Consider the following 22,254-nt stretch of genomic DNA (forward strand, 5'->3'; position numbering starts at 1 on the left):
GCCGCGCCCCATAATTTCGTTGGCCTTAATGCATCTCGATCTTCAAACCCAACCGCGCCAGCGCATGGCTTCCGCGAACGGCCGGATGCCCACCATGTACGCGGCCATGCGCGGCAGCACGTCGTACCGTTCCGCCGTGTCCAGGATGGTATGCACGCTTTGCACCATCATATTCTCGAGGCGACGATTGACTTCCTCTTCCGTCCAATAAAAGCCTTGGTTATTTTGCACCCATTCGAAGTACGACACGGTCACGCCGCCCGCGTTGGCCAACACGTCGGGGACCACCACGATTCCGCGCTCGTGGAGGATCTGGTCGGCCTCCGGGGTCGTTGGGCCGTTGGCCGCTTCGACGATGAGGCTCGCCTGAATTTTATCCGCATTGCCTTCGTGAATTTGGTTTTCCAGCGCGGCCGGAACGAGCACGTCGCACGGTTTCGTCAGGAATTCCTCGGTTGAAATGACGCCTGAAAGGCGCGGCGTGACCATGCCAAACGAGTCTTTCTCCTCGATGAGTTCCGGTATGGGCAACCCGTTTTCGTTGTACACACCGCCGTTTGCGTCGCTGATGCCCACGACCGTCGCGCCGAGCTCATGCAAAATCCTCGCCACGTTGGAACCCACGTTGCCAAAGCCCTGAACGAGCACGCGAAGCTCCGACAGCTTTTTGCCCATGCGTTCCGCCGTTTCCCGCAACGCCACCACCACGCCGAGCGCCGTCGCCGACTCGCGGCCGCGCGATCCGCCGAGCACAAGCGGCTTACCCGTGATGAAGCCGGGAGAGTCGAACTCGCGAATGCGGCTGTACTCATCGTACATCCACGCCATGATTTGACTGTTCGTGTACACGTCGGGCGCTGGAATGTCCTTGGCAGGCCCCACCACTTGGCTGATGGCGCGCACGTAGCCGCGAGCCAGCCGCTCTTGCTCTGCCAGGCTCATGCTCCTTGGGTCACACACAATGCCGCCCTTCGCACCGCCGTAGGGCAGGTTGAAGATGCCGCACTTCAGGGACATCCAGATGGAAAGCGCCTTGACCTCGTCCAAGGTGACGTCCGGGTGAAACCGCACACCGCCCTTGGTCGGGCCGATCGCGTCGTTGTGCTGCGCACGGTAACCTGTGAACACCTCAACATGGCCGTCGTCCATGCGCACCGGAATTCGAACGGTCATCACGCGCATGGGCTCCTTCAAAAGCTCATACACGGCCTCTTCATACCCAAGGCGGTCCAGCGCCTCGCGGATGGTGGCCTGCGTGTTGGTGAGGATGTTCGTGTCATGTGCTGGCTTCGTTGCCCCGACGATCAGGCGTTTATTCACTTGCTGCTCTTGCGACATGGTCGATCTCTCCTTCAGCGGGAATCGCTCGTTTCGCTCTTCGCGATGGGTCTGGACAGAATGCGCTCCACCTCAGATCGCTCCGGCGTCACGAACAAGGTCCTTTGGTGGTCGTACAGCGCGAAACCTGGCCGGGCGCCGTTGGGTTTCCACACATGGCGCACTTCCGTCACGTCGACCGGCACGTTCGCCGAGTCGCGCATCCGGCTGAAATACGCGGCCATCACCGCGGCTTCCCAGATGGTTCGCTCCGGAACCTCCTCCGCTTGGCCGCGTTCAATCACCACGTGCGATCCCGGCGCATCCTTCACGTGCAGCCACAGGTCGCGTTTGTCGGCCTTGCGAAACGTCAAGCGGTCATTTTGCACGTTGTTGCGCCCCACGCGAATCACGAAGCCATCGCTCGACATGAATGCGTGCGGCGCGGATTCGCGCGCTCCCCGCTTGCTTCCGCCGACTCGCCGGGATGCCTGCGCCAGAAATCCCTGCGCTTCGAGTTCTCGGCGCACGTCTTCGAGGTTCTCCAGCGACGTGTCCGACAGCGCCTGCAACACGTCCTCCAAGTACCGGAGATCGCGCAGCGTGGCTTGGCGTTCCCCCTCAATCCACTGCCGCGCCCGCTTTCGTTTCGCCGCGACGCGAAAGAGGCGCTGAGCGTTCGCGATGGCGTCGAGCGCCGGATCCAGCTCGATGCGAAGGGGACGGTTGTCCTCATAGTAGTTGGGCAGCTCAACCTCCGCTGCTCCGCGCGGTACGGCGTGGGCATAGGCAGTCAAAAGCTCCGCTTTGACCCGAAGGTCCTCCTCGTCCTGCGCCTCTTGCCATTCTTGCTCAAGGCGGACGAGCTTGCCGCGCAGTCGGTCCATGTGTTCCCGCGTCGCGCGCTCCAGCTCCCGAGCCAACCGCGATTGGCGCAGCGCCTCGCCGGCGTCCGCGAACAAGCGCCGAATGGCTTCGTTCATGCTGTCGCAGGGCGCAAAACGAGGGCGCGACGTGAGCTGAAACGGGGCGCATTCGACGGCACGCCCGACATCATCCAATCCGACGGAGGCGGGTTCGCGCCCCTCGTCGACAGCGGCCATCAACTCCACGGCGGTCTCGTACACGGCTTCAGGGGCAATGCGCCCCGTCCTCGTGAGTGTCCGGTGAAGGATCTCACGAGCGGTCACCGGCCCCGTGCCAGCCAACTTTTCCACGATGGCCATCTGATTGGCGCGAGCGCTTCCGGAATCCGGATCCAGCCCGAGAAAGTCATCGGGACCGCAGTCTTCCAACGGCTTTTTCGGCTGCGGCGGAGGCGGAAGGTAGACAACCCCCGGCAAGACGGCGCGGTAGCGGGACATGTCCTCGGTCACGCGCACCGCACTGTCGATCACGGCCCGGCGCCCATCGGCCTGCACCTCGGTCAGCACGATGTTGCTGTGGCGGCCCATCAGTTCGCAGACGAGCGCGTACGTGCGGCGGTCGCCGAGATCGTCCAGCGCTTCGACGCTCATCTCGAGGACTCGGTCCCATCCAGGCTGACGCACGCTCAGGATGCGGCCGCCCTCGATGTGTTTCCGCAGCAGCACGCAGAACATCGGCGGCGCAGCTGGGTTGTCCGGGCGCTCGTCGGCCAGGAAATGGACGCGCGCGGATTGCTGATGAGCGGACAAAAACAACCGCCGCGCGCCAAGTGTTGCCGAGCGGACGGCGAGGACGATGTCGCGCTCGCCTGGCTGATAAATTCTGTCGATCCGTGCACCCCGCAGCGCTTCGTCGAGTTCGCGCGCGAGGCGGCGCAAGGTCCAACCGTCCACGCTCGATGCTCCTCTCTCACGAAGCCAGTATACCGCAGTTTCCCCAAATGGGATCGGTGATTTCTTGACGAGCGGGTTCGGGAACCGCGCGGGCGCCGTCGGACATGTTCCGCCCGGCCCGCGCATAGATGATTACGAGACAAGTTGACGAAGGGGTGTCCTCGGTGGAACAACACACGTGGCATGCAGAAAGTGAGGCGGAATGCCTTGCTCGCCTGGAGACGTCGCTCGACGGTCTTTCGCAGGCAGAAGTGGCGCGCAGGCGCGAGGTGCATGGGCTCAATCTGTTGCACGATGGGAACAAAGTGTCGCTGTTGACCGTATTTTTCAACCAGTTTCGCGACTTCATGACCCTCGTCCTCATCGCGGCCACGCTCATCTCGGGTTTGCTCGGCGAATATACCGATGCCATCACGATCATCGCCATCGTCGTCCTCAACGGCATCTTGGGCTTCGTCCAGGAGGTGCGCGCGGAAAAGTCGCTGAAGGCCCTCAAGGAGCTGACCGCGCCCATGGCGAAGGTGCGCCGCGAGGGCGCCGTCGTCGAAGTCTCCGCGAAGGAGTTGGTACCGGGGGACATCGTCCTCTTGGAAGACGGCGATCGCGTCCCGGCGGACGGGCGCATCGTTCGGGCCAGATCGCTTGAAGTGGAGGAGTCGGCGCTCACCGGCGAGTCCGTGCCGGTGGCCAAGGATCCGCGGGTGCGCGTCCCCGCCAAGAGCCCGCTCGCCGAGCGAATCAACATGGTCTACATGGGAACGATGGTGACGCGCGGACGCGCGGAATTCGTGGTCACGGCCACGGGCATGCAGACGGAGATGGGGAAAATCGCGGATCTCATCGATCAGTCGGAGGATCAGGAGACACCGCTTCAGAAGCGGCTCGACCAGCTGGGCAAGACGCTCGTGTGGATTTCGTTGGGCATCACCGTCCTGGTGGTGGTGGCGGGCGTTTTGCACGGGCACGCGCTCTATGAGATGTTCCTCGCAGGCGTTTCGCTCGCCGTCGCAGCCATTCCCGAAGGCCTGCCGGCCATTGTCACCATCGCGCTCGCGCTTGGCGTACAGAGGATGATCAAGCGTAACGCCATTGTTCGCCGCCTGCCCTCCGTCGAAACGCTGGGCTGCGCGACGGTCATCTGCTCCGACAAAACCGGTACGCTGACGCAAAATAAAATGACCGTCACGCGGATCTATGCGGACGGCATCTACGTCGACGTGACGGGATCGGGCCACCAGCTTCAGGGTGAGTTCATGGTCGGCGGAAGGCGCGTGGAACCGGGCAGGCGCGCGGCGCTCAAGAGCCTGGTGGACATTGCGGCGGTCTGCAACCAAGCCCACCTTGAGCCGAACGAGGAGGGATCGCTCCCGCAGTCCATCAAGGGCGATCCGACGGAGATCGCCCTGCTCGTGCTCGCCCACAAAGCCGGGCTGAAGCGCCCCGAGACCGTATACGAGCGCATCGACGAACGGCCGTTTGACGCGGATCGGAAGATGATGAGCGTCCTGGTGCGCGCTGGCGAGGAATGGTACGCCTTCGTCAAGGGTGCTCCTGATGTGCTGGTGGGGCGCTCGACGCACGTGCTTCTCGGCAACCGCGAGGAGCCGCTCGGCCAGACCTTGCGCAAACAGATCCTCGCGGCCAATGAGCAGATGGCCTCCCAGGCGCTGCGCAACCTTGGATTCGCATATCGCCGGTTCCGCACCCTGGAGGAGGCGCGCAGCGCAGATTGGGAGTCGGAGCTCGTGTTTGTCGGGCTATGCGGCATGATCGATCCGCCGCGCGACGAGGCGAAAGCGGCGATTGCGAAGGCGAAATCGGCGGGCATCCGCACCGTGATGATCACAGGTGATCACCAGGCGACGGCCACGGCCATTGCGAAAGCGCTGGACATCCTGCCGCCAGGGGGGCGCGTGCTGACGGGCGCGGACCTCGAGGCGATGGACGATCAAAGGCTTTCGAATCTCGTGCGAGACACCTACGTCTACGCGCGGGTGACGCCCGAACACAAGCTGCGCATCGTCCGAGCGCTTCAGGCGAACCACGAGGTCGTGGCGATGACGGGGGACGGCGTGAACGATGCGCCCGCCATCAAGCAGGCGGATATCGGCATCGCCATGGGGCGAAGCGGCACGGACGTGGCCAAGGAGGCGTCGAGCCTCATCCTGGCTGACGACAACTACGCGACCATTGTGGCGGCGGTGGAAGAGGGCCGCGCCATCTACGACAACATCAAAAAGTTCATTCGGTACCTGCTGGCGTCCAACGTGGGCGAAATCCTGACGATGTTCTTGGCGATGCTCGCAGGATGGCCGCTGCCCTTGACACCCATTCAAATTTTGTGGGTCAACCTCGTGACCGACGGCCTCCCGGCCATCGCGCTCGGGGTCGACGATCCGGAGGACGACATCATGAGCCGGCCGCCGCGCAACGTGCATGAGGGCATTTTTGCCCGCGGCATGGCGGTGAAGATTCTGTCCAGGGGTGTGCTGATAGGCCTCGCGACGCTCGCGGTGTTCGCGTGGTCGATGCACGAGGGTGCCGAGCTGGCGCGCGCACAGACCATGGCCTACGCGACACTGACGATGGCCCAGCTCATCCTGGTCTTCGATTCGCGGAGCCTCGAAGGCGGCATCCTGCGCCGCAACCCGTTTGAAAACGTGTGGCTGCTCCTGGCGGTGCTGTCGTCCATCGCCTTGTTCGCCTGCACGATGTACGTCCCGCGCATGGCGGAGGTGTTTCATACCGTCCCGCTCGGCATTCGCGATTGGGCCATCGTGCTTGTCGCCGCCGCCGTTCCCTCGTTTGCCCTGTCGGTGCGCCGCGTGGGGCGAAACCAGCTCCATAAGTTCCAGCAGCGATCCGGCTCCGACCAGGCGGCTTAATTGCCAATTGCCCCGGCCATCGCTACAATCCTGAACAGAACAGGCCAGTCGGGAGGCGTGGGCGTGGGCATTCGCAGCATGACGGGATTTGGCCGGGCGGAGGGGCGTGTCGGGCCGTACGACGTGGTGGTGGAAGTGAAGTCCGTCAATCATCGCTTCCTCGAAGTCGCGGTCCGGCTGCCCCGGGATTGGTCGTTTGCCGAGCCGGCGGTGCGCAACGCGGTGAGGGAGCGGGTGCACAGAGGCCGGCTGGACATCATCGTCTCTCAGGCAGGCGAGGGCGCCTTGGGCCAAGTGCACGTCGACTGGGGGCTTGTCGACGAGCTCATCGAGGCGGATCGCGCGCTGTGCGCCAAGCTCGGCGTCCCGTTCGATCCGCGGGCAGCCCGCCAGTGGCTGACCTTCCCCGGCGTCGTCACGGTTCGGCCGGCGACGCTCTCGGAGAACGAAGCATCCGCTTCGCTCGTCGGCCTCGTGCATGAGGCGCTCGATGCTCTCGTCGCCATGCGAGAGCGCGAAGGGCGCGACTTAGCTCAGGCGTGCGCGACCTATCTCGACGATTTGGCGGCGCACGCCTCGGCCGTCCGGGAGCGGGCCAAGGCCTCGGTCGCGGCGTATCGGGAGGTGCTTCTGGCGAGAGTCGAGGAAATCGGCGTCAGTGTGGACCCGTCTCGCCTCGCGCAGGAAGTGGCCCTTGTCGCGGAACGCGTCGCCATCGACGAGGAGTTGGTTCGGCTCGAGGCGCACCTCGCGGCCTTCCGGTCCGATCTCGCCCGAAGCGAGCCCGTCGGGCGGCGTCTCGACTTTCTCGTGCAGGAAATGCATCGCGAGGTGAATACCCTCGCTGCCAAATCGCAGGACCGCGAGATCAGCAGCCGGGCTGTGGAGATGAAGGCTTTGGTGGAAAAGCTGCGCGAGCAGGCGCAAAACGTTGAATAAGGGATGACCTTTTCTTTGTCGCGCGCCGGATGTAGAATATAAGGAAGCGCCGTGTAACGAGGAAATCCAAGTTCCGCTCACCGAGCGGAGATATCGATATGGGGTGACCGTTGTTGATCTATCCGTCCATTGATCGCCTTTTGGACCGGTGCAACAGCAAGTACGCGCTCGTCGTGCTCGCCGCGAAGCGTGCGCGCAAGTTGCAAAACGAGACGCTCAACCAACCAGGCGCGTCCACGACGCGGAACGTCAGCCGCGCGCTCTGGGAGATTCACGATGGCGTCGTTCGCTGCAAGAACCTGGGCGGCGAGTGACGGAGCTTCGTGTCAGGCGAGGAGGCAGGACAACCCCGCGTTGTTCTGCCTCTTGTCGTGACGGCGGGAGCCAAAGGAGGGTGCGGTATGGATAAAAAGACCATCCTCGTCGGTGTGGGAGGAGGCATCGCGGCTTACAAATCCGCAAACCTTTGTTCACTTCTCGTGAAGCGCGGCTATGACGTGCAGGTGCTGATGACCGAACACGCGACTCGGTTCATTCAGCCGCTCACCCTGCAGGCCCTCACCAAGCATCCGGTCATCTTCGACACGTTCGCGGAGCCCAATCCTTCGGAGATCGCGCACATCGCGGTGGCGGATCGCGCACACCTGTACGTCATCGCGCCGGCAACCGCGAATCTCATCGCGAAGTTGGCGCACGGGCTGGCGGACGACATGGTCACCACGACCGCGCTCGCCGCGACGTGTCCGACGGTGGTGGCGCCGGCAATGAACGTGCACATGTTCGAACATCCGGCTGTGCAGGAAAACCTGGAAATTCTGCGGCGGCGGGGAACCCTTGTCCTGGATCCCGGCGAGGGCCCCCTCGCCTGCGGCTATACGGGTCGCGGGCGCATGCCGGAACCCGAGGACATCGCGGACGTGATCGAAGCTGTGTTGCACCAAGACCGCGATTTGGAGGGGCTCTCCATTCTCATCACGGCGGGGCCCACGGTCGAGGACATCGATCCCGTCCGCTATCTCACCAACCGCTCCAGCGGGAAAATGGGCTACGCATTGGCGCTCCAGGCCGCGCGCCGAGGGGCTTCGGTGACGCTCGTGTCGGGTCCCACGCACCTCAAGCCCGTACCGGGCGCCAGGATGGTCTACGTGCGTTCCACGGAGCAGATGCTGAACGCGGTGAGTGAATTCTTTCCCGAGGTCGATGCGTTGATCGCGGCCGCCGCGCCCGCTGATTTTCGCCCTGCTCGCACGTACGAACACAAGTGGAAAAAGTCACAGGGCCCTCTTCAGCTCGATCTCGTCGAAACGCCTGACATCTTGCTGGCGGCGAGCCGGCTCAAGCGGCCCGGTCAGGTGGTGGTGGGCTTTGCGGCTGAGACCGACGCGCCTGTGGACCACGCGCGCAAAAAGTTGGTGGAAAAGCACCTCGACTTCATCGTGGTCAACGACGTGACCGCGCCGGGCGCGGGCTTTGAAGTGGATACCAACCAGGTCACGCTCATTGGCAAGGACGGATCGCTGGAATCGCTCCCCGTCATGGAAAAGCACCGAGTGGCGGATCACATCTTGACGCGCGTGCGCCAGGCGTTGCGCGTGTCGGACGGTGAGCGGCCTTTATGACCGCTCGGACCATCCGCGTCGCGGAGGTCGTGGTCGATGGGACAGCGCTGTTTTTGGACAAGCGGTTCAGCTACGCCGTGCCGCCCGGTGTCGACGTGGCGCCGGGCATGCGCGTCGTGGTGCCGATGCGCTCGTCCATGCGTTCCGGCATCGTGTGGGCGCTCCGGGAAGCCTCCGGCGCGACGGATTTGCGCCCCCTCGCGCGCGTGGTCGATCGCGCCCCTGTCCTGACGAGCGACCAAATGCGGATGGCGGAGTGGCTGTGCGACCGTTACGCCGCCACGCTGCCCGAGGCGGTCTCGGCCATCCTGCCGGGGGCGTTCCGGCTGCGCGTGCGCAGCGTGCTCGTCCCGGCTGCGGGCGCCGAGATTCCCGACGACGTGCGAGGCCTGGCCCTGTTTCAACACATCGCCGAGGCCGAGCCGGCGTTAAGCGACATTCGGGCGAAATCTCGACATGACGAGCGCATGGTCAGGGCGTGGATGACGGCAGGGTTTCTGCGAGAAGAGATCCGGGTGGACGAGGCGGTCGGCGAGAAACGGCAGGCATACTTGGTCGGCTCGGCGCCGGCGGACGTGTTGCGGCGTGAGGCGGAGGCCCGCAGGCGCCGGGCGAGGCGACAGAGCGACTGCCTGGAAGTGTTGGCGGATGTGGGCGAAGTCGCCTGGGACAAGCGGCTGTACCCGCCGGCTTCCGTTCAGCCGCTCGTGGCTGCGGGGCTCGTGCGCGTCGAGGAACGCCGCGCGTCGCACCGGTGGGCGGCCGGGGAGGAACTCGAACGTTGGCCGGAGCTCACGCCGTACCAGGCGCGCGCAGTGAGGGACTTGGCCGAGATGGCGGATCAGGGTCACGGCGTCGCGCTGCTACACGGCGTGACGGGGAGCGGCAAGACGGAGGTGTACATGCACCTCATCCGGCGGGCCATCGAGGATGGCGGTCAGGCGCTCGTGCTGGTGCCGGAAATCGCGCTGACGCCGCAGCTCGTGCGGCGGTTTGAGCGCCGCTTTGGGGGGCAAGTCGCGGTGTTGCACTCCGGCCTCTCGCTGGGGGAGCGGCGCGAAGAGTGGACCAGGGTCTTGGACGGCGACGCGAGTGTGGTCATTGGCGCGCGATCGGCGGTGTTTGCGCCGATGCGGGCGCTGAAGCTCGTCGTGATCGACGAAGAACACGAGCCGTCGTACAAACAGGAGGATGCGCCGCATTACGACGCGCGCGAGGTGGCGATGTGGCGCGCGAAACAGGCGGGTGCGCTTGTCATCCTGGGTTCTGCGACGCCCTCGCTCAGCTCGATGTACCGCGTGGAACAAGGGAGCGCGAAGCTGGTCTCGCTTCCGGTTCGCGCGAACCAGCGCCCTCTGCCGCCGATCGAAATTATCGATATGCGGGAGGAGCTTAGGACGGGAAACCGATCCATCTTCAGCCGCAGACTGGCCGCCGAGCTCGAGGCGACGGTCTCGCGCGACATGCAGGCCATCCTGTTTCTGAACCGGCGGGGGTTTGCGCATGCGGCGCTGTGCAGGGCGTGCGGCCACAGCATGGAGTGCCCGCGCTGCGACATTCACCTCACGGTTCACCGCAGCGCGGAGGGACACGTCCTGGTGTGCCACTACTGTGGCCATGAGGAGCCGCTTGCCAGGCGCTGCCCCGACTGCGGCGAGGAGGCCCTGATGCCGTACGGCCTCGGCACGGAGCAGGTCGAGGAGCATTTGCGCAGGGCGTGGCCGTCGATGCGCGTGCTGCGCATGGACCTCGACACGACGAGGAGAAAGGGATCGCTCCAGGCGATCATCGAACGGTTTCAAGCGGGGGAAGCGGACGTCCTCGTGGGCACCCAGATGATCGCGAAGGGCCTCGACTTCCCGCGCGTGCGGCTGGTGGGCGTGGTGGCGGCCGACGCGATGCTGACGCTTCCGGACTATCGCGCCAATGAGCGCGCGTTTCAGCTGTTGACGCAGGTGGCGGGCCGGGCAGGGCGGGCGGAGACGGACGGGATCACGCTCATTCAGACGTATCAGCCGGGCCACCGGGCCGTAGAAGCGGCGAAACAGCATGACTATCGCCTGTTTTACGAGCGGGAGCGGGAGAGCCGCGCGTTCTTTCGCTATCCGCCGTTCTGCGAGCTCGCGGTGTTTCTTGCATCTCACTCGGAGGAGCGCTTGGCGCGAGGCGCCGCGGCCCGATTCGAGCGAGAGCTTGGGCGGTCTCCCTCGGCCAGGTCGCTCGTGGTGTTGCCGGCCGGGCCGAGTGGAATTCGAAGAATTGACAACGTCTATCGATATCAGGTTGTGATGAAGTACGCCGCGTGGCAGGATGTGAAGGAAGACGTGGTGCGCGCATACCGGTTGGTGAAGGAGAAGATGAACCGGCTGGGCGGGTCGGCGGTGCTCGACGTGAACGCTCAGCGGATCGGCTGATGAAACAGGGAGGGGACGAGCCAATGGCCATTCGCATCATTCGCAAAGGAGAAGACCCTGTGCTTCGGCAAAAGGCCCATGTGGTGACACAGTTCACCCCGGCCATTCACCGCCTCCTCGACGACATGGCGGAGACGATGTACGATGCCGACGGCATTGGCCTGGCGGCCAATCAGATCGGGATTTTGAAGCGACTTGTCGTGATCGACGTGCAGCCGAAGGAAGACAGTTTTGCGAAGCGGGCGTGGATCGAGCTGGTCAATCCCGAAATCGTGGAGCGAAGCGGCGTGCAGCGGGAACGGGAGGCGTGCCTTTCCCTGCCGGGGCTTTCGGGCGTGGTGGAGCGCGCCGCGTACGTGCGCGTGCGGGCGCAGAACCGGTATGGGGAGTTTTTCGAATTGGAAGGCCGTGATCTCTTGGCCCGTTGCTTGCAGCACGAGATCGACCACCTGGATGGCATCCTGTTCACCGACTACCTGCGGCCGGAGGAGATTGAGCGCCAGCCGGTCGGAGAGTCGTCGCGATGACGGTGCGCGCGCTCTTTCTCGGGACGCCGGACTTTGCCGTGCCGAGCCTGGAGGCGCTCTGCCGCCTGGGCTACGAGGTGGCCGTCATCACGCAGCCGGATCGGCCGCGGGGCCGGGCCCGGAAACTCGCGCCGCCCGCGGTCAAGGCGCGGGCCCTCGAGCTCGGCCTGCCCGTGTGGCAGCCGGAGCGCCTGCGCGACGCGTGGGAGGACGCGCGCCGATTTGCGCCCGATCTGATCGTCACGGCGGCGTACGGCAACATCTTGACGGAGCGCTGGCTGCGCCTTCCGCAGGTGGGCGCGGTCAACGTGCATGCGTCGCTGCTTCCGCGCTGGCGCGGCGCAGCGCCTATTCAGCGGGCGATTTTGGCCGGCGATGAAGAGACAGGCATCACGCTGATGGAGATGGTCCGCGAGCTCGACGCAGGGCCCATCCTTGCGCAGGCGCCTGTCGCGATCAAGCCCGACGACACGGCCGGATCGCTTCACGACAAACTGGCGGCGCTCGGGGGCGAGGTGTGCGAGCGCTACCTCCCGCGCTACGTCGCGGGCGAGCTTGCGGCCATGCCGCAGCCGGAGGAAGGCGTGACGTACGCGGACAAGCTGACGCGCGCGGACGAGTGGATCGACTGGACGAGCGGCGCGGACGTGATCGACCGCCAGGTGCGCGCGCTCGCGCCGGTGCCGGGCGCGACGGCGGTGCTGACCACCGGGGAGGAACTGAAGGTCCTCGCGGGGCGTGCAGCCGACGCAGAGCCGTTTGGCGATCCCGGCGAGGTGAAGCCTTGCGGCGACGCGCTCCTGGTCTCGTGCGGCGAAGGCGTGTACGAGATCGCCGAAGTGAAGCCGAGCGGCCGCCGCGCGATGCCGGCCGGCGCGTTTTGGCGGGGACTTCGGGAGGACGGCGTGCGCATGAGGAGGAAGGCGACGGATGATCGCTGAAGGCAGGCAGCGGGCGTATCGGGCGCTCATCCGCGTGGAGCGAGATGGCGCGTACCTGAACGTCGCATTGCAGGAGGCGCTCGCGGGGTCCGGCCTGGACGAGCGCGATCGCGCCCTGGCCACGGAAATCGCGTACGGCGCCCTGCGGCGGCAGATGACCATCGATTGGCTCCTTTCGCCGCTTTTGCGCCGGCCGATGGCGAAGCTGGACCCCGAAGTGCGCGTCATTCTCCGCATGAGCGCCTACCAGATGACCTGGCTGAGCCGCGTGCCTCCGTACGCCGTGGCCCACGACGCGGTGGAGTTGGCGAAGTCGCATCGGCCGCAAGCCGCGCCGTTCGTCAACGCGGTCATGCGCAGGTACGCCGAGCGCGCGCCGGAATGGGCGGACATCCTGCGCCGCTCTCTCGCGCGGGCGCGCGACGTCGAGCGGTGGTCCGTCGAATACAGCGTGCCGGCGTGGATCATTGAGCGGCTCGTTCACGATCACGGGCCGGATCGGGTCATCGCGGCGCTCGCCGCCATGAACGAGCCTGCGCCCATGGCCCTGCGCGTCAACCGGCTGCGCGGATCGCGCGACGCTGTCGCCGCTCGGCTGGCCAGCGAGGGCGTCGCCGCAACGCCCGCGGCCCTCGCCAGGGACGGGTTGAGGATCGCCGGGCAGGTCGACGTGACGCGCCTGCCGTCCTACCGGGAAGGCTGGGTGACGCTCCAGGACGAGGGCGCCATGCTCGTGGCGCCCCTCCTGCGCGCGGAACCCGGCATGCGCGTGGCCGACTTGTGCGCAGCTCCAGGCGGCAAGACGACGCATGTCGCGGAGCTGATGGGCGATCGCGGCGAGATCGACGCCTACGACGTGACGATGGCCAAAGTCGGCGCCATCCGACGCCAGGCCGAGCGGCTCGGGTTGGCGATCGTGCGCCCGAAGCTCGGCGATGGGCGGCAGGTCAAGCCTTCGGCCCCGTACGATGCGGTGCTCGTGGATGCGCCCTGCACCGGACTTGGCGTCATGCGCCGGCGCCCGGATCTCCGGTATCGCCGGCGCCCGGATGACGTGCGCGCGCTCGCGGAGCTGCAGTACGAGCTTCTGCGGCACGCATGTGAAATCGTGCGCCCGGGCGGCTGTATTGTATATTCGACGTGCACACTGTTGAAAGAAGAAAACGAGTCGGTGGTCCAAAGGGTGGCGTCCGATCCGTCCACAGGCGTGCGCGTGGAGGACGTTGCAGAGGACTTTCGCGCGTGGCCCGAGCTCTCGGGCGACTGTCGGCCCGGGCTTCTTCTGTGGCCCGACGCCTACGCGACGGATGGCTTCTTCATGGCGCGGCTTCGCCGCGCATGACGCGAGACGGACGAGGGGGGTGAGAACATGGTCCATCTGTACGACTTTACACTCAGCGAGTTGCGCGCGTGGGTCGAGCGAGAACTCGGGGAACGACCGTTTCGCGCTGTGCAATTGTACGAGTGGATGTATCAAAAGCGCGCGACGTCGTTCGATGAGATGACCAATCTGCCCAAGGCGCTCCGCCAGCGGTTGAACGAAGTGGCGTATCTGCGATCCGCCCGGCAGGCGGTGCGGCAGGACTCGAAAGTCGATCCAACGACCAAATTCCTCTTGGCCTGGCCCGACGGCGTGACCGTCGAATCCGTGCTCATGCGCCATCAGTACGGCAACAGCGTCTGCGTTTCCTCGCAGGTCGGGTGCAAAATGGGCTGCACGTTCTGCGCGTCCACGCTCGGCGGTATGATCCGCCACATGACGGCAGGCGAGATGGTGGAGCAGGTGCTGCACAGCCAATCCCTGCTCGACGCCGAGGGTAAGCGCGTATCCTCCGTCGTGGTGATGGGCTCGGGCGAACCCATGGACAACTACGATCAGGTCATGCGCTTTGTCGATATCATCACCGACCCGCACGGCTTGAATATCGGGCAGCGCCACATCACGATCTCGACCGTGGGCCTGGTCCCTGGTATCCGCCGCCTGGCCGAGGAGGGGCGAAACATCACGCTCGCCGTATCCCTGCACGCCCCCAACGACACCATCCGCGGCCGCATGATGCCGGTCAACAAGGCGTACCCGATTGCCAAGTTGATGGAGGCATGTCATGATTACTATCGAAAAACAGGGCGTCGGATCTCGTTCGAATACGCGCTCGTGGCTGGCGAGAACGACAGCCTCGAATGCGCCAGAGAGCTGGCGGAACTCGTCAAGGGATTGCCCTGCCACGTCAATCTGATCCCGGTGAACTACGTCCCGGAGCGTGGATACCGGCGTACGGACAAAAAGCAGATTTACGCCTTTTGGCGGGCGCTGTTGGACGCGGGTGTGAACGCGACCATCCGCCGCGAGATGGGGCACGATATCGCGGCGGCGTGTGGGCAGCTTCGCGCCCAGTACGCGAACCGGCAAGCCTGAGGTGATGAAACCGCTCGATGAAGCTCGGTTCGGGAGTCGAGGTGTTGAGATGATTTACGCGGCCAAGTCGCATATCGGACTGGTGCGCAGCATGAATCAAGACGGATTCGCCGTGGTCGACGGATTGCCTGTGGGCGTGCTGTTCGTGGTGGCGGACGGAATGGGCGGGCCCCAGGCTGGAGACGTGGCGAGCCGCATTGCCGTCGAGCGGGTGAGCGCCTACGTGGAGCGCCACCTGCACGACGAGGCGGATCCGCGCGACGTGGTGTACTTGGCCATTGCGGACGCGAATGCAGAAATCTATCGTCAGGCGTCCGCAGTGCCCGAATACACCGGCATGGGGACGACCATCGTGTGCGCGCTCGCACTCGCGGACAGGATGGTCGTGGCTCATGTGGGCGACAGCCGCGCCTATGGGCTCATCGGCGGTGAGTTTCGCCAAATCACCGAGGACCACAGCCTCGTGGCGGAACTGGTCCGGAGAGGGCACCTGTCGGCCGCCGAGGCCAGGCATCATCCACAGCGCAACATCGTGACGAGATCGCTTGGCACCGAGCCCGCAAGCCTGCCCGATGTGACCGAGGTGCCGTGGGCGGAAGGCGATGTTCTGCTCTTGTGTTCGGACGGGCTGTCGAATCTGGTCGAAGACGACGAGCTGAGAGCGTTTCTGGAGCAGGTTCGCGGCGCTCGAGGACAGGAGGACGTTTCCAAAACCGTGGATGCCATGGTGCAGCTCGCGCTTGCACGGGGCGGGACGGACAACGTGACCGCGCTTGTCGCGGTGCATCGAGAGGAGGATACCAGCGCATGACGGCGCGCGCGCTCGGGGGGCGCTACCGTCTCGAGCAAAAAATTGGGGAAGGCGGCATGGCCGAGGTCTACCGCGCCACGGATATGCTGCTCGATCGAACGGTGGCCGTAAAGATGCTGCGCACCCAGTATGCGGAGGACGAGGAGTTCGTCCGCCGTTTTCGCCAGGAGGCGCAGGCCGCTGCGCGCCTGTCTCATCCCAACATCGTCAACGTCTACGACGTCGGCGTGGAGGACGGCCAGCAGTACATCGTCATGGAGTATGTCGACGGCCCCACGCTGAAGGACGTGATCGTCGAGCGTGCGCCGCTTCGGGTCGAGGAAGTCATCCGCATCAGCCGGCAAATCTGCTCGGCGCTGCAGCATGCGCACGAACTGCATGTCGTGCACCGCGATATCAAGCCGCACAACATCCTGCTGACCAAAACCGGGCAGGTGAAAGTGGCCGACTTTGGCATCGCCAGGGCCGCGACGGGGCAGACCATCACGCACCGTCAGGCGACCACGGTGCTCGGCTCCGTTCACTATTTTTCGCCTGAGCAGGCGCGGGGCGGGCCCACGGACGCCAAGAGCGACATCTACTCGCTCGGGATCGTCATGTACGAGATGTTGACGGGCAAACTTCCATTTGAGGGAGAGTCCCCGGTCACGGTTGCGCTCAAACATCTTCGCGATCCGTTTGTCGAGCCGCGCCAGCTCAACAAGGAAATTCCGCAGAGCGTGGAAAACATCGTCTTGCGCTGCTTGGCGAAGGAGCCGGAGAGCCGGTATCCCGACATGGCGGCGGTCATGGCCGATCTCGACAGGGCGCTCGAGCGGCCGAACGTGCCGAAGTACACGCCCTCGGGCGGCGTCGATGATCGGACCATCGTCGTGCCTGCCATGGGCGATCGGCTGAGCGAGGCGCTGAAATCGGCGGGAACCGAGGGCGATTCGGAAGAGGATGGGGGGCGAGCCAAGCCTCCCATGGCGCGCTGGAAAAGGGTCAGCCTCATCACGGGCATCGTCATCCTGTCCGTGGTGGCCCTTGGCCTTGGGGGCTACGCTGCCATTGACATCGTCACGAAACTGTTGACGGTCCCGAATGTGGAGTTGCCGTCCGTGGTCGGCAAGCCCGTCGCGTCCGCCGTGGCGACGCTCGAGGCCGCGGGCTTCTCCCGGCAGCAGATTCAGGAGAAGTTTGAGCCCAATCTCAAGGCGGCATCGGGAATCGTGTATCAGCAGTCTCCCGCAGGAAACACCCAGGTGAAAAAGACGCGGGACATCACGCTGTACGTCAGCCAGGGCGCACCGAAAGTGGCGGTGCCAGACGTCACCAACGAACCTCTGGACCAGGCGAAGCAGGCCCTGGTCAGCGCGGGCTTCTCCGCGAACAACATTGTGGTGCAGACCGAGACGAGCGACTCGGTGCCGTCGGGCGATGTCATCTCAAGCGATCCGTCTCCTGGGACGCAGGTCCCCATCACGGCGAAGATCACCCTGACCGTGAGCCAACAGCAGTATGTCACCGTGCCGAAGCTCGTGGGCTTGACGCTGCAGCAGGCGGAGGCGGCCATCCAAGCGGCCGGACTCACCTTGGGCACCGTGACGCCGAGCGATCTCGTCAACCAAAATCCGCTCGTATCGTACGTCTATCCTTACATTCAGGGGGACCGCGTGCCGGCGGGATCGACCATCAACCTATACGTGGTGCCGAACCCGGCGTCCGTTGCGCCGTCGAACGAGACGGGCAACAGCACGGGGAACGCAACCACCGGCTCGAACAACGCGTCCCAGGGCGACAACGCGGGGAACGGCACGAACGCTGTGGGGAACACGGTCGGCGGGGCGAACAACAGCACGCAGCCCACGGCTGGAGCTGTGCCTCAGCCACCCCAGCCGCCTGCCGGGGGCCCGCCCGGGCACCAGAAGCGCAAGGGGCATTGAGGGGGAGCGCGGTGAGAGAAGGGCGAGTGATACGCGCCATCAGCGGGTTTTTTGACGTCTTCGACGACGGGAACGTCGTCCGATGCCGGGCGCGCGGCGTGTTCAAGGTCAAGGGCACGACGGTGCTCGTCGGGGACTTCGTCCGCTACGAGCCCACGGGAACCCAGGAGGGCGTCATCCGCGAGGTGCTCGAGCGGCGCACGGAACTCATCCGCCCGCCCATCGCCAACGTCGATCACGTCGTGATCGCCTGTTCCTTCGTCACGCCGGATCTGAACCTGTACATGCTCGACAAAATCCTGTTGCTGGCGAGCGTGGCGCGCGTGGAACCGACCATCGCGTTCACGAAGGCGGACCTCGCCTCGCCCGAAAACGTGCGCGCGATCTGCGACCTGTATCGGCGCGCCGGTTACACGGCGATGGCCGTCGCCGCGAAGCAAGCCCTGGGGGTGGCCGAGATCCGCGCGCGGTTGCAGGGGCGCGTGACCGTGCTCGCGGGCCCCTCCGGCGCGGGCAAGTCGACGCTCGCAAGCGCCTTGGCGCCGGGAATGGCATTTAAGACGGGCGAGGTCAGTGGGAAAATCGGCCGAGGTCGGCAGACCACCCGGCACGTGGAATTGGTCCGGCTTGACGACGACACCTGGATGGCGGATGCACCCGGTTTCAGTCAGCTTCAGGTGCCCGTCGCGTCGAGGGACGTGAAACATCACTTTCCCGAATTTCGAGCGTGGGCGGATGCATGCGCGTATCGCGATTGCCTTCACCTCGACGAGGAGGCATGCGCCGTCAGGCGAGCCGCGGAGGAAGGGCGAGTCGCACCAAGCCGTTACGCATCGTACAGACAGTTGTATCAGGAAGCGCGTGAACAGGAGTTGAATGCATATTGAGGACGCCGATCATTGCTCCCTCGATTCTGTCGTCGGACTTTGCCAATCTCAAGAGCGAGGTCGACGAAGTCCTTCGCGCTGGGTGCGACTGGATTCACATCGACGTGATGGATGGCCACTTCGTGCCTAATCTGACGCTTGGCCCGCCGGTGGTCAAGGCGCTTCGCCGCCATGTGGAGGCGATGTTCGACGTTCATCTCATGGTGGAGTTCCCCGAGCGGTGGATCGGGCCTTTTGTCGACGCGGGCGCCGATCTGCTCACGGTACACTACGAGGCCACGCCCCACGTGCACCGCGCGCTCCAGATGATCCGCGAATCCGGGCGCAAGGCCGGGCTGGCGCTGAATCCCAGCACGTCTCCGGACGGGTTGTCGTATTTGCTCGGCGACGTCGATCTCGTCCTGGTCATGACCGTCAACCCCGGCTTTGGCGGACAGGCGCTCGTGCCGAGCACGCTGGCCAAGGTGGCCGAGGTTCGGCGCATGTTGGACGATGCGGGGCGCCCCGATGTGCATGTAGAGGTGGACGGCGGCATTCATGTGGGGACCATCCGCCAGGCGCGCGACGCGGGCGCGGACGTGTTTGTCGCGGGGTCGGCCGTGTTTGATGAGCCCAACCGGGCGGATGCCATCGCGGCCCTGCGCGCGGCGCTTGGCGTGTGACGCAGATTTCCGAGCTCGTCCTGGCACATTCCGACAAACGGCGCATATACATAGCTAGCGACAGACGCCTATGCCCTCGAGGCAGAGCGGGACTTGCGGCGGGTCAGACACCGCTCCGACAATGGCGCGCAGGTTGGTCGAGGGGGGTAGAGGTCGTGAAGGTCTATACCATCAAATTGCCGCGTTTTTTGGGTGGTATCGTCAAGGCTGTGCTCAGCACGTTTACGAAGGACGAGTAAGGCGAAGGACGAGAGAGGCAAGCGGATCAAAAGCACTCATGAGGAACCCCATCCATACAAAGAAAAAAGCACCGAAAGGTGCTTTTTTCTTGTCAGATGGCGCGCTTCACCTTGCCTGCCTTGAGGCAGCGAGTGCAAACGCGGATGCGCTTGACGGAGCCGTTGACTTCCGCGCGCACAGTCTGGAGATTCGGGAGCCAGCGGCGCTTCGTGAGAATGTGGGAGTGGCTGATCTTGTTCCCGACTTGCGGGCCGCGGCCGCATACTTCACAACGGCGAGCCATTCGAGCACCTCCTTGTCCCTCGTTTGTATGGAAAGGAAGTCTCACGCACAGCGTTCAGCGTGACGAACCTCGCCTAGCTTAGCACATTCCGCAAGATTCCCGCAACCGCCCTCCCTGTCCCCTCCCAGATATAGTACAATGGTGCCGAATCGCGCCGCATCACGCCGGCGCCTATGCGGGGAGGGCAGCGCATTGTCGCTGAATTCGCTGTCCGTGCGCGAACTGCCGGGGGTGGGCCCGCAAAAGGAGCGGGCGCTCGCGGCGCTCGGCATTCGAACCGTCGACGATTTGCTGCACACCTATCCGTTTCGCTACGACGAGCGCGCGGAGAAGCCGTTTTCCGATTGGCACGATGGCGATCGCGTCACGGCCCGCGCCGTGATCGAAGGGCCTGTGCAAGTCCGATGGCGCGGGTCCAAATCCATCATGACCGCGCGCGTCCGCGTCGATGGGCAGCACCCCGTCGTCTGCCTCTGGTTTTCGCAGCACTATTTGCGGCAGAAGCTGTCTGACGGGCGCCTCGTCGTCGTCACAGGCCGTTGGAACGAGACCCTGCGCAGGCTGGTCGTCAGCGAAACGTCGTTTGACGTGGCGGCCCGAGTGCCGACGCTTGTGCCGGTGTATCGTGCAAATAAGGACATCTCCACAAAGGCCATCCATCAGCTCATCCTGAGGGCGCTCGACCAATACGGGGATCAAGTGGAGGAATCCCTCCCGTATGGGCTCGTGCGCAAGTACCGGCTCTGGAGCCACCGCGACGCCCTCTTCGGCATGCACCGGCCGAGCTCCTCTGAGGACATCCGTCAGGCGCGTCGGAGGCTGGTCTTTGAAGAGTTTCTCCTGTTCCAGATTCAGCTCCAATGGCTGCGCGCCGAGCGGCCGAAGCCAACGGGGCGGGTGCAGCGGGTCCCGCCAGGCGCGCTAGAGGCCTTTGAAAAACTTCTGCCAGGGCCCATGACGGGGGCGCAGCGGCGCGCCTGTGAGGACATCCTGCGGGACCTCGAGCGGCCGGTGCCCATGATGCGCCTCGTCCAGGGCGACGTGGGCTCGGGCAAGACGTGGGTGGCCCTCTTCGCGTGTTACGCCGCGCACCTCGCAGGCGGGCAGTCCGCCCTGATGGCGCCCACCGAGATTCTGGCGGAACAGCATGCGCGGCTCGCGCAACAGCTGCTCGCGCCCGCCGGGATGCAGGTCGCGTTGTTGACCGGCAACGTCTCTGGACGCGATCGCGACCGGATTTTGTCGGCCCTTGCCTCGGGCGAGGTGTCGCTCGCAGTCGGCACGCACGCCCTGCTGTCGGAGGGCGTGACGTTTCGCGACCTCGCGCTGCTCGTGACCGATGAACAGCACCGATTCGGCGTGGCCCAGCGCGCCAGGCTCCGCGAAAAGGGCCGCACACCGGACGTGTTGATGCTCTCGGCCACCCCGATTCCTCGCACGCTCGCGCTCGCCGTGTACGGGGATATGGATGTGTCGGTCTTGAACGAGATGCCGAAAGGGCGCATGCCCATCGAGACCGTCGCCATCCGGGCACAAGACGACGAGCAAGCGCTGCGCCTCATCCGAAAGGAGCTCGCGCGCGGCCGCCAGGCGTACGTGGTGGCGCCAGCCATCGAGAGCTCCGACCGGGAGGACGTGGCGTCCGTACAGGATGTGTACGATCGGGTGCGGGAGCATTTGGCCGGTTTTCGCGTGGAGCTGTTGCACGGGCGCATGCCGGGCGCTGAGAAGGAGCGGCTCATGCGGGCCTTTCGCGATGGCGAGATTCAGGCGCTTGTCGCCACCACGGTCATCGAGGTCGGCATCGACGTGCCCAACGCGACCGTGATCGCCATCTACGGCGCAGAGCGCTTCGGGTTGGCGCAGCTGCACCAGCTGCGCGGACGCGTGGGGCGGGGACCGCACCCAAGCTATTGCCTCCTCATCCACGACGCGTCATCGGAGGCCGCGCGGGCTCGCATCGAGACGATGCTCCAGACGCACGACGGCTTTCAAATCGCCGAGCGGGACCTCGAGCTGCGCGGCCCGGGCGAATTGTTCGGCCTGCGGCAGAGCGGCCTGCCGGAATTCGCGCTCGGCGATCTCGCCCGCGATTATCGCATCATGGAGGTTGCGCGCCAGGAAGCGCTCCAGCTCGTTCAGCGCGACGATTTTTGGTATGCCCCTTGGGCCGAGGGCCTCAGGCGCGCCTTGAAGGAAGCGATGGACAAGGTTTCGTATCCAGATTGATGCGCCCATGTGTGGATGGAAGTGACATCTATAATTCCACCTCCCCCGAACATACTACGGTACACCAGGGGGAGGTGAAGGGTGATGGCAAACCAGAACAGCAGCAACAAGGTGCTCGTGCAGGGTGCCAACCGCGCGCTGGATCAGATGAAGTACGAGATCGCGACGGAGTTCGGCGTCCAGCTGGGCCCCGACACGACCGCTCGCCAGAACGGTTCTGTGGGCGGCGAAATCACGAAGCGCTTGGTGGCGTACGCTGAGCAACAGCTCGCGGGTCACTAATCGCACCAAGACGACGAGGGTTGGCTGCGGCCAACCCTCGTTGCGTGATGAAACGGC

General features: G+C 64.9%; 19 protein-coding genes. 16 read left to right on the top strand and 3 right to left on the bottom strand.

Translation table 11 applies throughout. From position 1 onward, the window contains the following. Positions 1-42 precede the first annotated feature (42 nt). Entirely contained in the window at positions 43-1,338 is a 1,296-nt protein-coding gene (locus BW934_RS11030; RefSeq protein ID WP_084182576.1) for a Glu/Leu/Phe/Val family dehydrogenase, read from the bottom strand. A gap of 14 nt (positions 1,339-1,352) precedes the next feature. Then, positions 1,353-3,137 (bottom strand): Rqc2 family fibronectin-binding protein, encoded by a 1,785-nt coding sequence (locus BW934_RS11035; protein WP_076348064.1) that lies wholly within the window; start codon positions 3,135-3,137, stop codon positions 1,353-1,355. 164 nt (positions 3,138-3,301) lie between these two features. On the opposite strand from BW934_RS11035, the gene BW934_RS11040 reads away from it, so the two are divergent. The 14 genes from BW934_RS11040 to spoVM all read left to right on the top strand — a co-directional run bounded on the left by BW934_RS11040 (position 3,302) and on the right by spoVM (position 19,402). Further along, the gene (locus BW934_RS11040) at positions 3,302-6,022 is read left to right on the top strand and encodes a calcium-translocating P-type ATPase, SERCA-type (RefSeq protein WP_076348066.1); all 2,721 of its coding nucleotides are present in this window, start codon (positions 3,302-3,304) and stop codon (positions 6,020-6,022) included. A gap of 63 nt (positions 6,023-6,085) precedes the next feature. Next, complete coding sequence (locus BW934_RS11045) at positions 6,086-6,961, top strand: YicC/YloC family endoribonuclease (protein WP_084182577.1); 876 nt, start codon at positions 6,086-6,088, stop codon at positions 6,959-6,961. Between the two features lie 110 nt (positions 6,962-7,071). Further along, entirely contained in the window at positions 7,072-7,275 is a 204-nt protein-coding gene (gene rpoZ, locus BW934_RS11050; RefSeq protein WP_407639960.1) for a DNA-directed RNA polymerase subunit omega, read from the top strand. Between the two features lie 87 nt (positions 7,276-7,362). Next, positions 7,363-8,580 (top strand): bifunctional phosphopantothenoylcysteine decarboxylase/phosphopantothenate--cysteine ligase CoaBC, encoded by a 1,218-nt coding sequence (gene coaBC / locus BW934_RS11055; protein ID WP_076348068.1) that lies wholly within the window; start codon positions 7,363-7,365, stop codon positions 8,578-8,580. Next, positions 8,577-10,994, top strand: coding sequence for a replication restart helicase PriA (gene priA / locus BW934_RS11060; RefSeq protein WP_076348070.1), 2,418 nt, complete (start codon positions 8,577-8,579; stop codon positions 10,992-10,994). The genes coaBC and priA overlap by 4 nt, the downstream gene beginning before the upstream one ends. A 23-nt stretch (positions 10,995-11,017) precedes the next feature. Continuing rightward, positions 11,018-11,521, top strand: coding sequence for a peptide deformylase (gene def / locus BW934_RS11065; RefSeq protein ID WP_076348072.1), 504 nt, complete (start codon positions 11,018-11,020; stop codon positions 11,519-11,521). Next, on the top strand, positions 11,518-12,462 hold the full coding sequence (gene fmt / locus BW934_RS11070) for a methionyl-tRNA formyltransferase (RefSeq protein ID WP_076348074.1): 945 nt from the start codon (positions 11,518-11,520) through the stop codon (positions 12,460-12,462). The genes def and fmt overlap by 4 nt, the downstream gene beginning before the upstream one ends. Further along, entirely contained in the window at positions 12,452-13,804 is a 1,353-nt protein-coding gene (gene rsmB / locus BW934_RS11075) for a 16S rRNA (cytosine(967)-C(5))-methyltransferase RsmB (RefSeq protein ID WP_076348076.1), read from the top strand. The genes fmt and rsmB overlap by 11 nt, the downstream gene beginning before the upstream one ends. A 27-nt stretch (positions 13,805-13,831) precedes the next feature. Further along, a complete protein-coding gene (gene rlmN / locus BW934_RS11080) occupies positions 13,832-14,878 on the top strand; it encodes a dual-specificity RNA methyltransferase RlmN (protein WP_076348078.1) in 1,047 nt (348 codons plus the stop codon). Between the two features lie 49 nt (positions 14,879-14,927). Beyond that, positions 14,928-15,689, top strand: a complete 762-nt coding sequence (locus BW934_RS11085; protein WP_076348080.1) for a Stp1/IreP family PP2C-type Ser/Thr phosphatase — start codon at positions 14,928-14,930, stop codon at positions 15,687-15,689. Continuing rightward, the gene (gene pknB / locus BW934_RS11090) at positions 15,686-17,614 is read left to right on the top strand and encodes a Stk1 family PASTA domain-containing Ser/Thr kinase (protein WP_076348082.1); all 1,929 of its coding nucleotides are present in this window, start codon (positions 15,686-15,688) and stop codon (positions 17,612-17,614) included. Before BW934_RS11085 ends, pknB begins: the two co-directional genes overlap by 4 nt. 11 nt (positions 17,615-17,625) lie before the next feature. Further along, the gene (gene rsgA, locus BW934_RS11095; protein WP_076348084.1) at positions 17,626-18,501 is read left to right on the top strand and encodes a ribosome small subunit-dependent GTPase A; all 876 of its coding nucleotides are present in this window, start codon (positions 17,626-17,628) and stop codon (positions 18,499-18,501) included. Between the two features lie 8 nt (positions 18,502-18,509). Continuing rightward, complete coding sequence (gene rpe, locus BW934_RS11100; protein WP_076348154.1) at positions 18,510-19,163, top strand: ribulose-phosphate 3-epimerase; 654 nt, start codon at positions 18,510-18,512, stop codon at positions 19,161-19,163. Positions 19,164-19,318: 155 nt separating this feature from the next. Further along, entirely contained in the window at positions 19,319-19,402 is an 84-nt protein-coding gene (gene spoVM, locus BW934_RS14855; protein WP_035469379.1) for a stage V sporulation protein SpoVM, read from the top strand. A 92-nt stretch (positions 19,403-19,494) separates the two neighbouring features. Here spoVM and rpmB read toward each other — a convergent pair whose 3' ends face one another. After that, a complete protein-coding gene (gene rpmB / locus BW934_RS11110) occupies positions 19,495-19,686 on the bottom strand; it encodes a 50S ribosomal protein L28 (RefSeq protein ID WP_076348086.1) in 192 nt (63 codons plus the stop codon). Positions 19,687-19,878: 192 nt separating this feature from the next. Between rpmB and recG the strand changes: the two genes are divergently transcribed. Both recG and BW934_RS11120 read left to right on the top strand, forming a co-directional pair. Continuing rightward, positions 19,879-21,915 (top strand): ATP-dependent DNA helicase RecG, encoded by a 2,037-nt coding sequence (recG, locus tag BW934_RS11115; protein ID WP_076348088.1) that lies wholly within the window; start codon positions 19,879-19,881, stop codon positions 21,913-21,915. A gap of 84 nt (positions 21,916-21,999) precedes the next feature. Then, positions 22,000-22,197: an alpha/beta-type small acid-soluble spore protein gene (locus tag BW934_RS11120; protein ID WP_067851242.1), complete on the top strand. Its 198-nt coding sequence runs from the start codon at positions 22,000-22,002 to the stop codon at positions 22,195-22,197. The last annotated feature ends 57 nt before the right edge of the window (positions 22,198-22,254 follow it).

Origin of the sequence: Alicyclobacillus vulcanalis (assembly GCF_900156755.1) — a bacterium.
Taxonomy (GTDB): domain Bacteria; phylum Bacillota; class Bacilli; order Alicyclobacillales; family Alicyclobacillaceae; genus Alicyclobacillus; species Alicyclobacillus vulcanalis.

Coding starts and splice junctions, on each gene's coding strand:
- BW934_RS11030 (WP_084182576.1), bottom strand. CDS start 1,338: ATGTCGCAAGAGCAGCAAGTGAATAAACGCCTGATCGTCGGGGCAACG.
- coaBC (WP_076348068.1), top strand. CDS start 7,363: ATGGATAAAAAGACCATCCTCGTCGGTGTGGGAGGAGGCATCGCGGCT.
- priA (WP_076348070.1), top strand. CDS start 8,577: ATGACCGCTCGGACCATCCGCGTCGCGGAGGTCGTGGTCGATGGGACA.
- def (WP_076348072.1), top strand. CDS start 11,018: ATGGCCATTCGCATCATTCGCAAAGGAGAAGACCCTGTGCTTCGGCAA.
- fmt (WP_076348074.1), top strand. CDS start 11,518: ATGACGGTGCGCGCGCTCTTTCTCGGGACGCCGGACTTTGCCGTGCCG.
- rsmB (WP_076348076.1), top strand. CDS start 12,452: ATGATCGCTGAAGGCAGGCAGCGGGCGTATCGGGCGCTCATCCGCGTG.
- rlmN (WP_076348078.1), top strand. CDS start 13,832: ATGGTCCATCTGTACGACTTTACACTCAGCGAGTTGCGCGCGTGGGTC.
- BW934_RS11085 (WP_076348080.1), top strand. CDS start 14,928: ATGATTTACGCGGCCAAGTCGCATATCGGACTGGTGCGCAGCATGAAT.
- pknB (WP_076348082.1), top strand. CDS start 15,686: ATGACGGCGCGCGCGCTCGGGGGGCGCTACCGTCTCGAGCAAAAAATT.
- rpmB (WP_076348086.1), bottom strand. CDS start 19,686: ATGGCTCGCCGTTGTGAAGTATGCGGCCGCGGCCCGCAAGTCGGGAAC.
- BW934_RS11120 (WP_067851242.1), top strand. CDS start 22,000: ATGGCAAACCAGAACAGCAGCAACAAGGTGCTCGTGCAGGGTGCCAAC.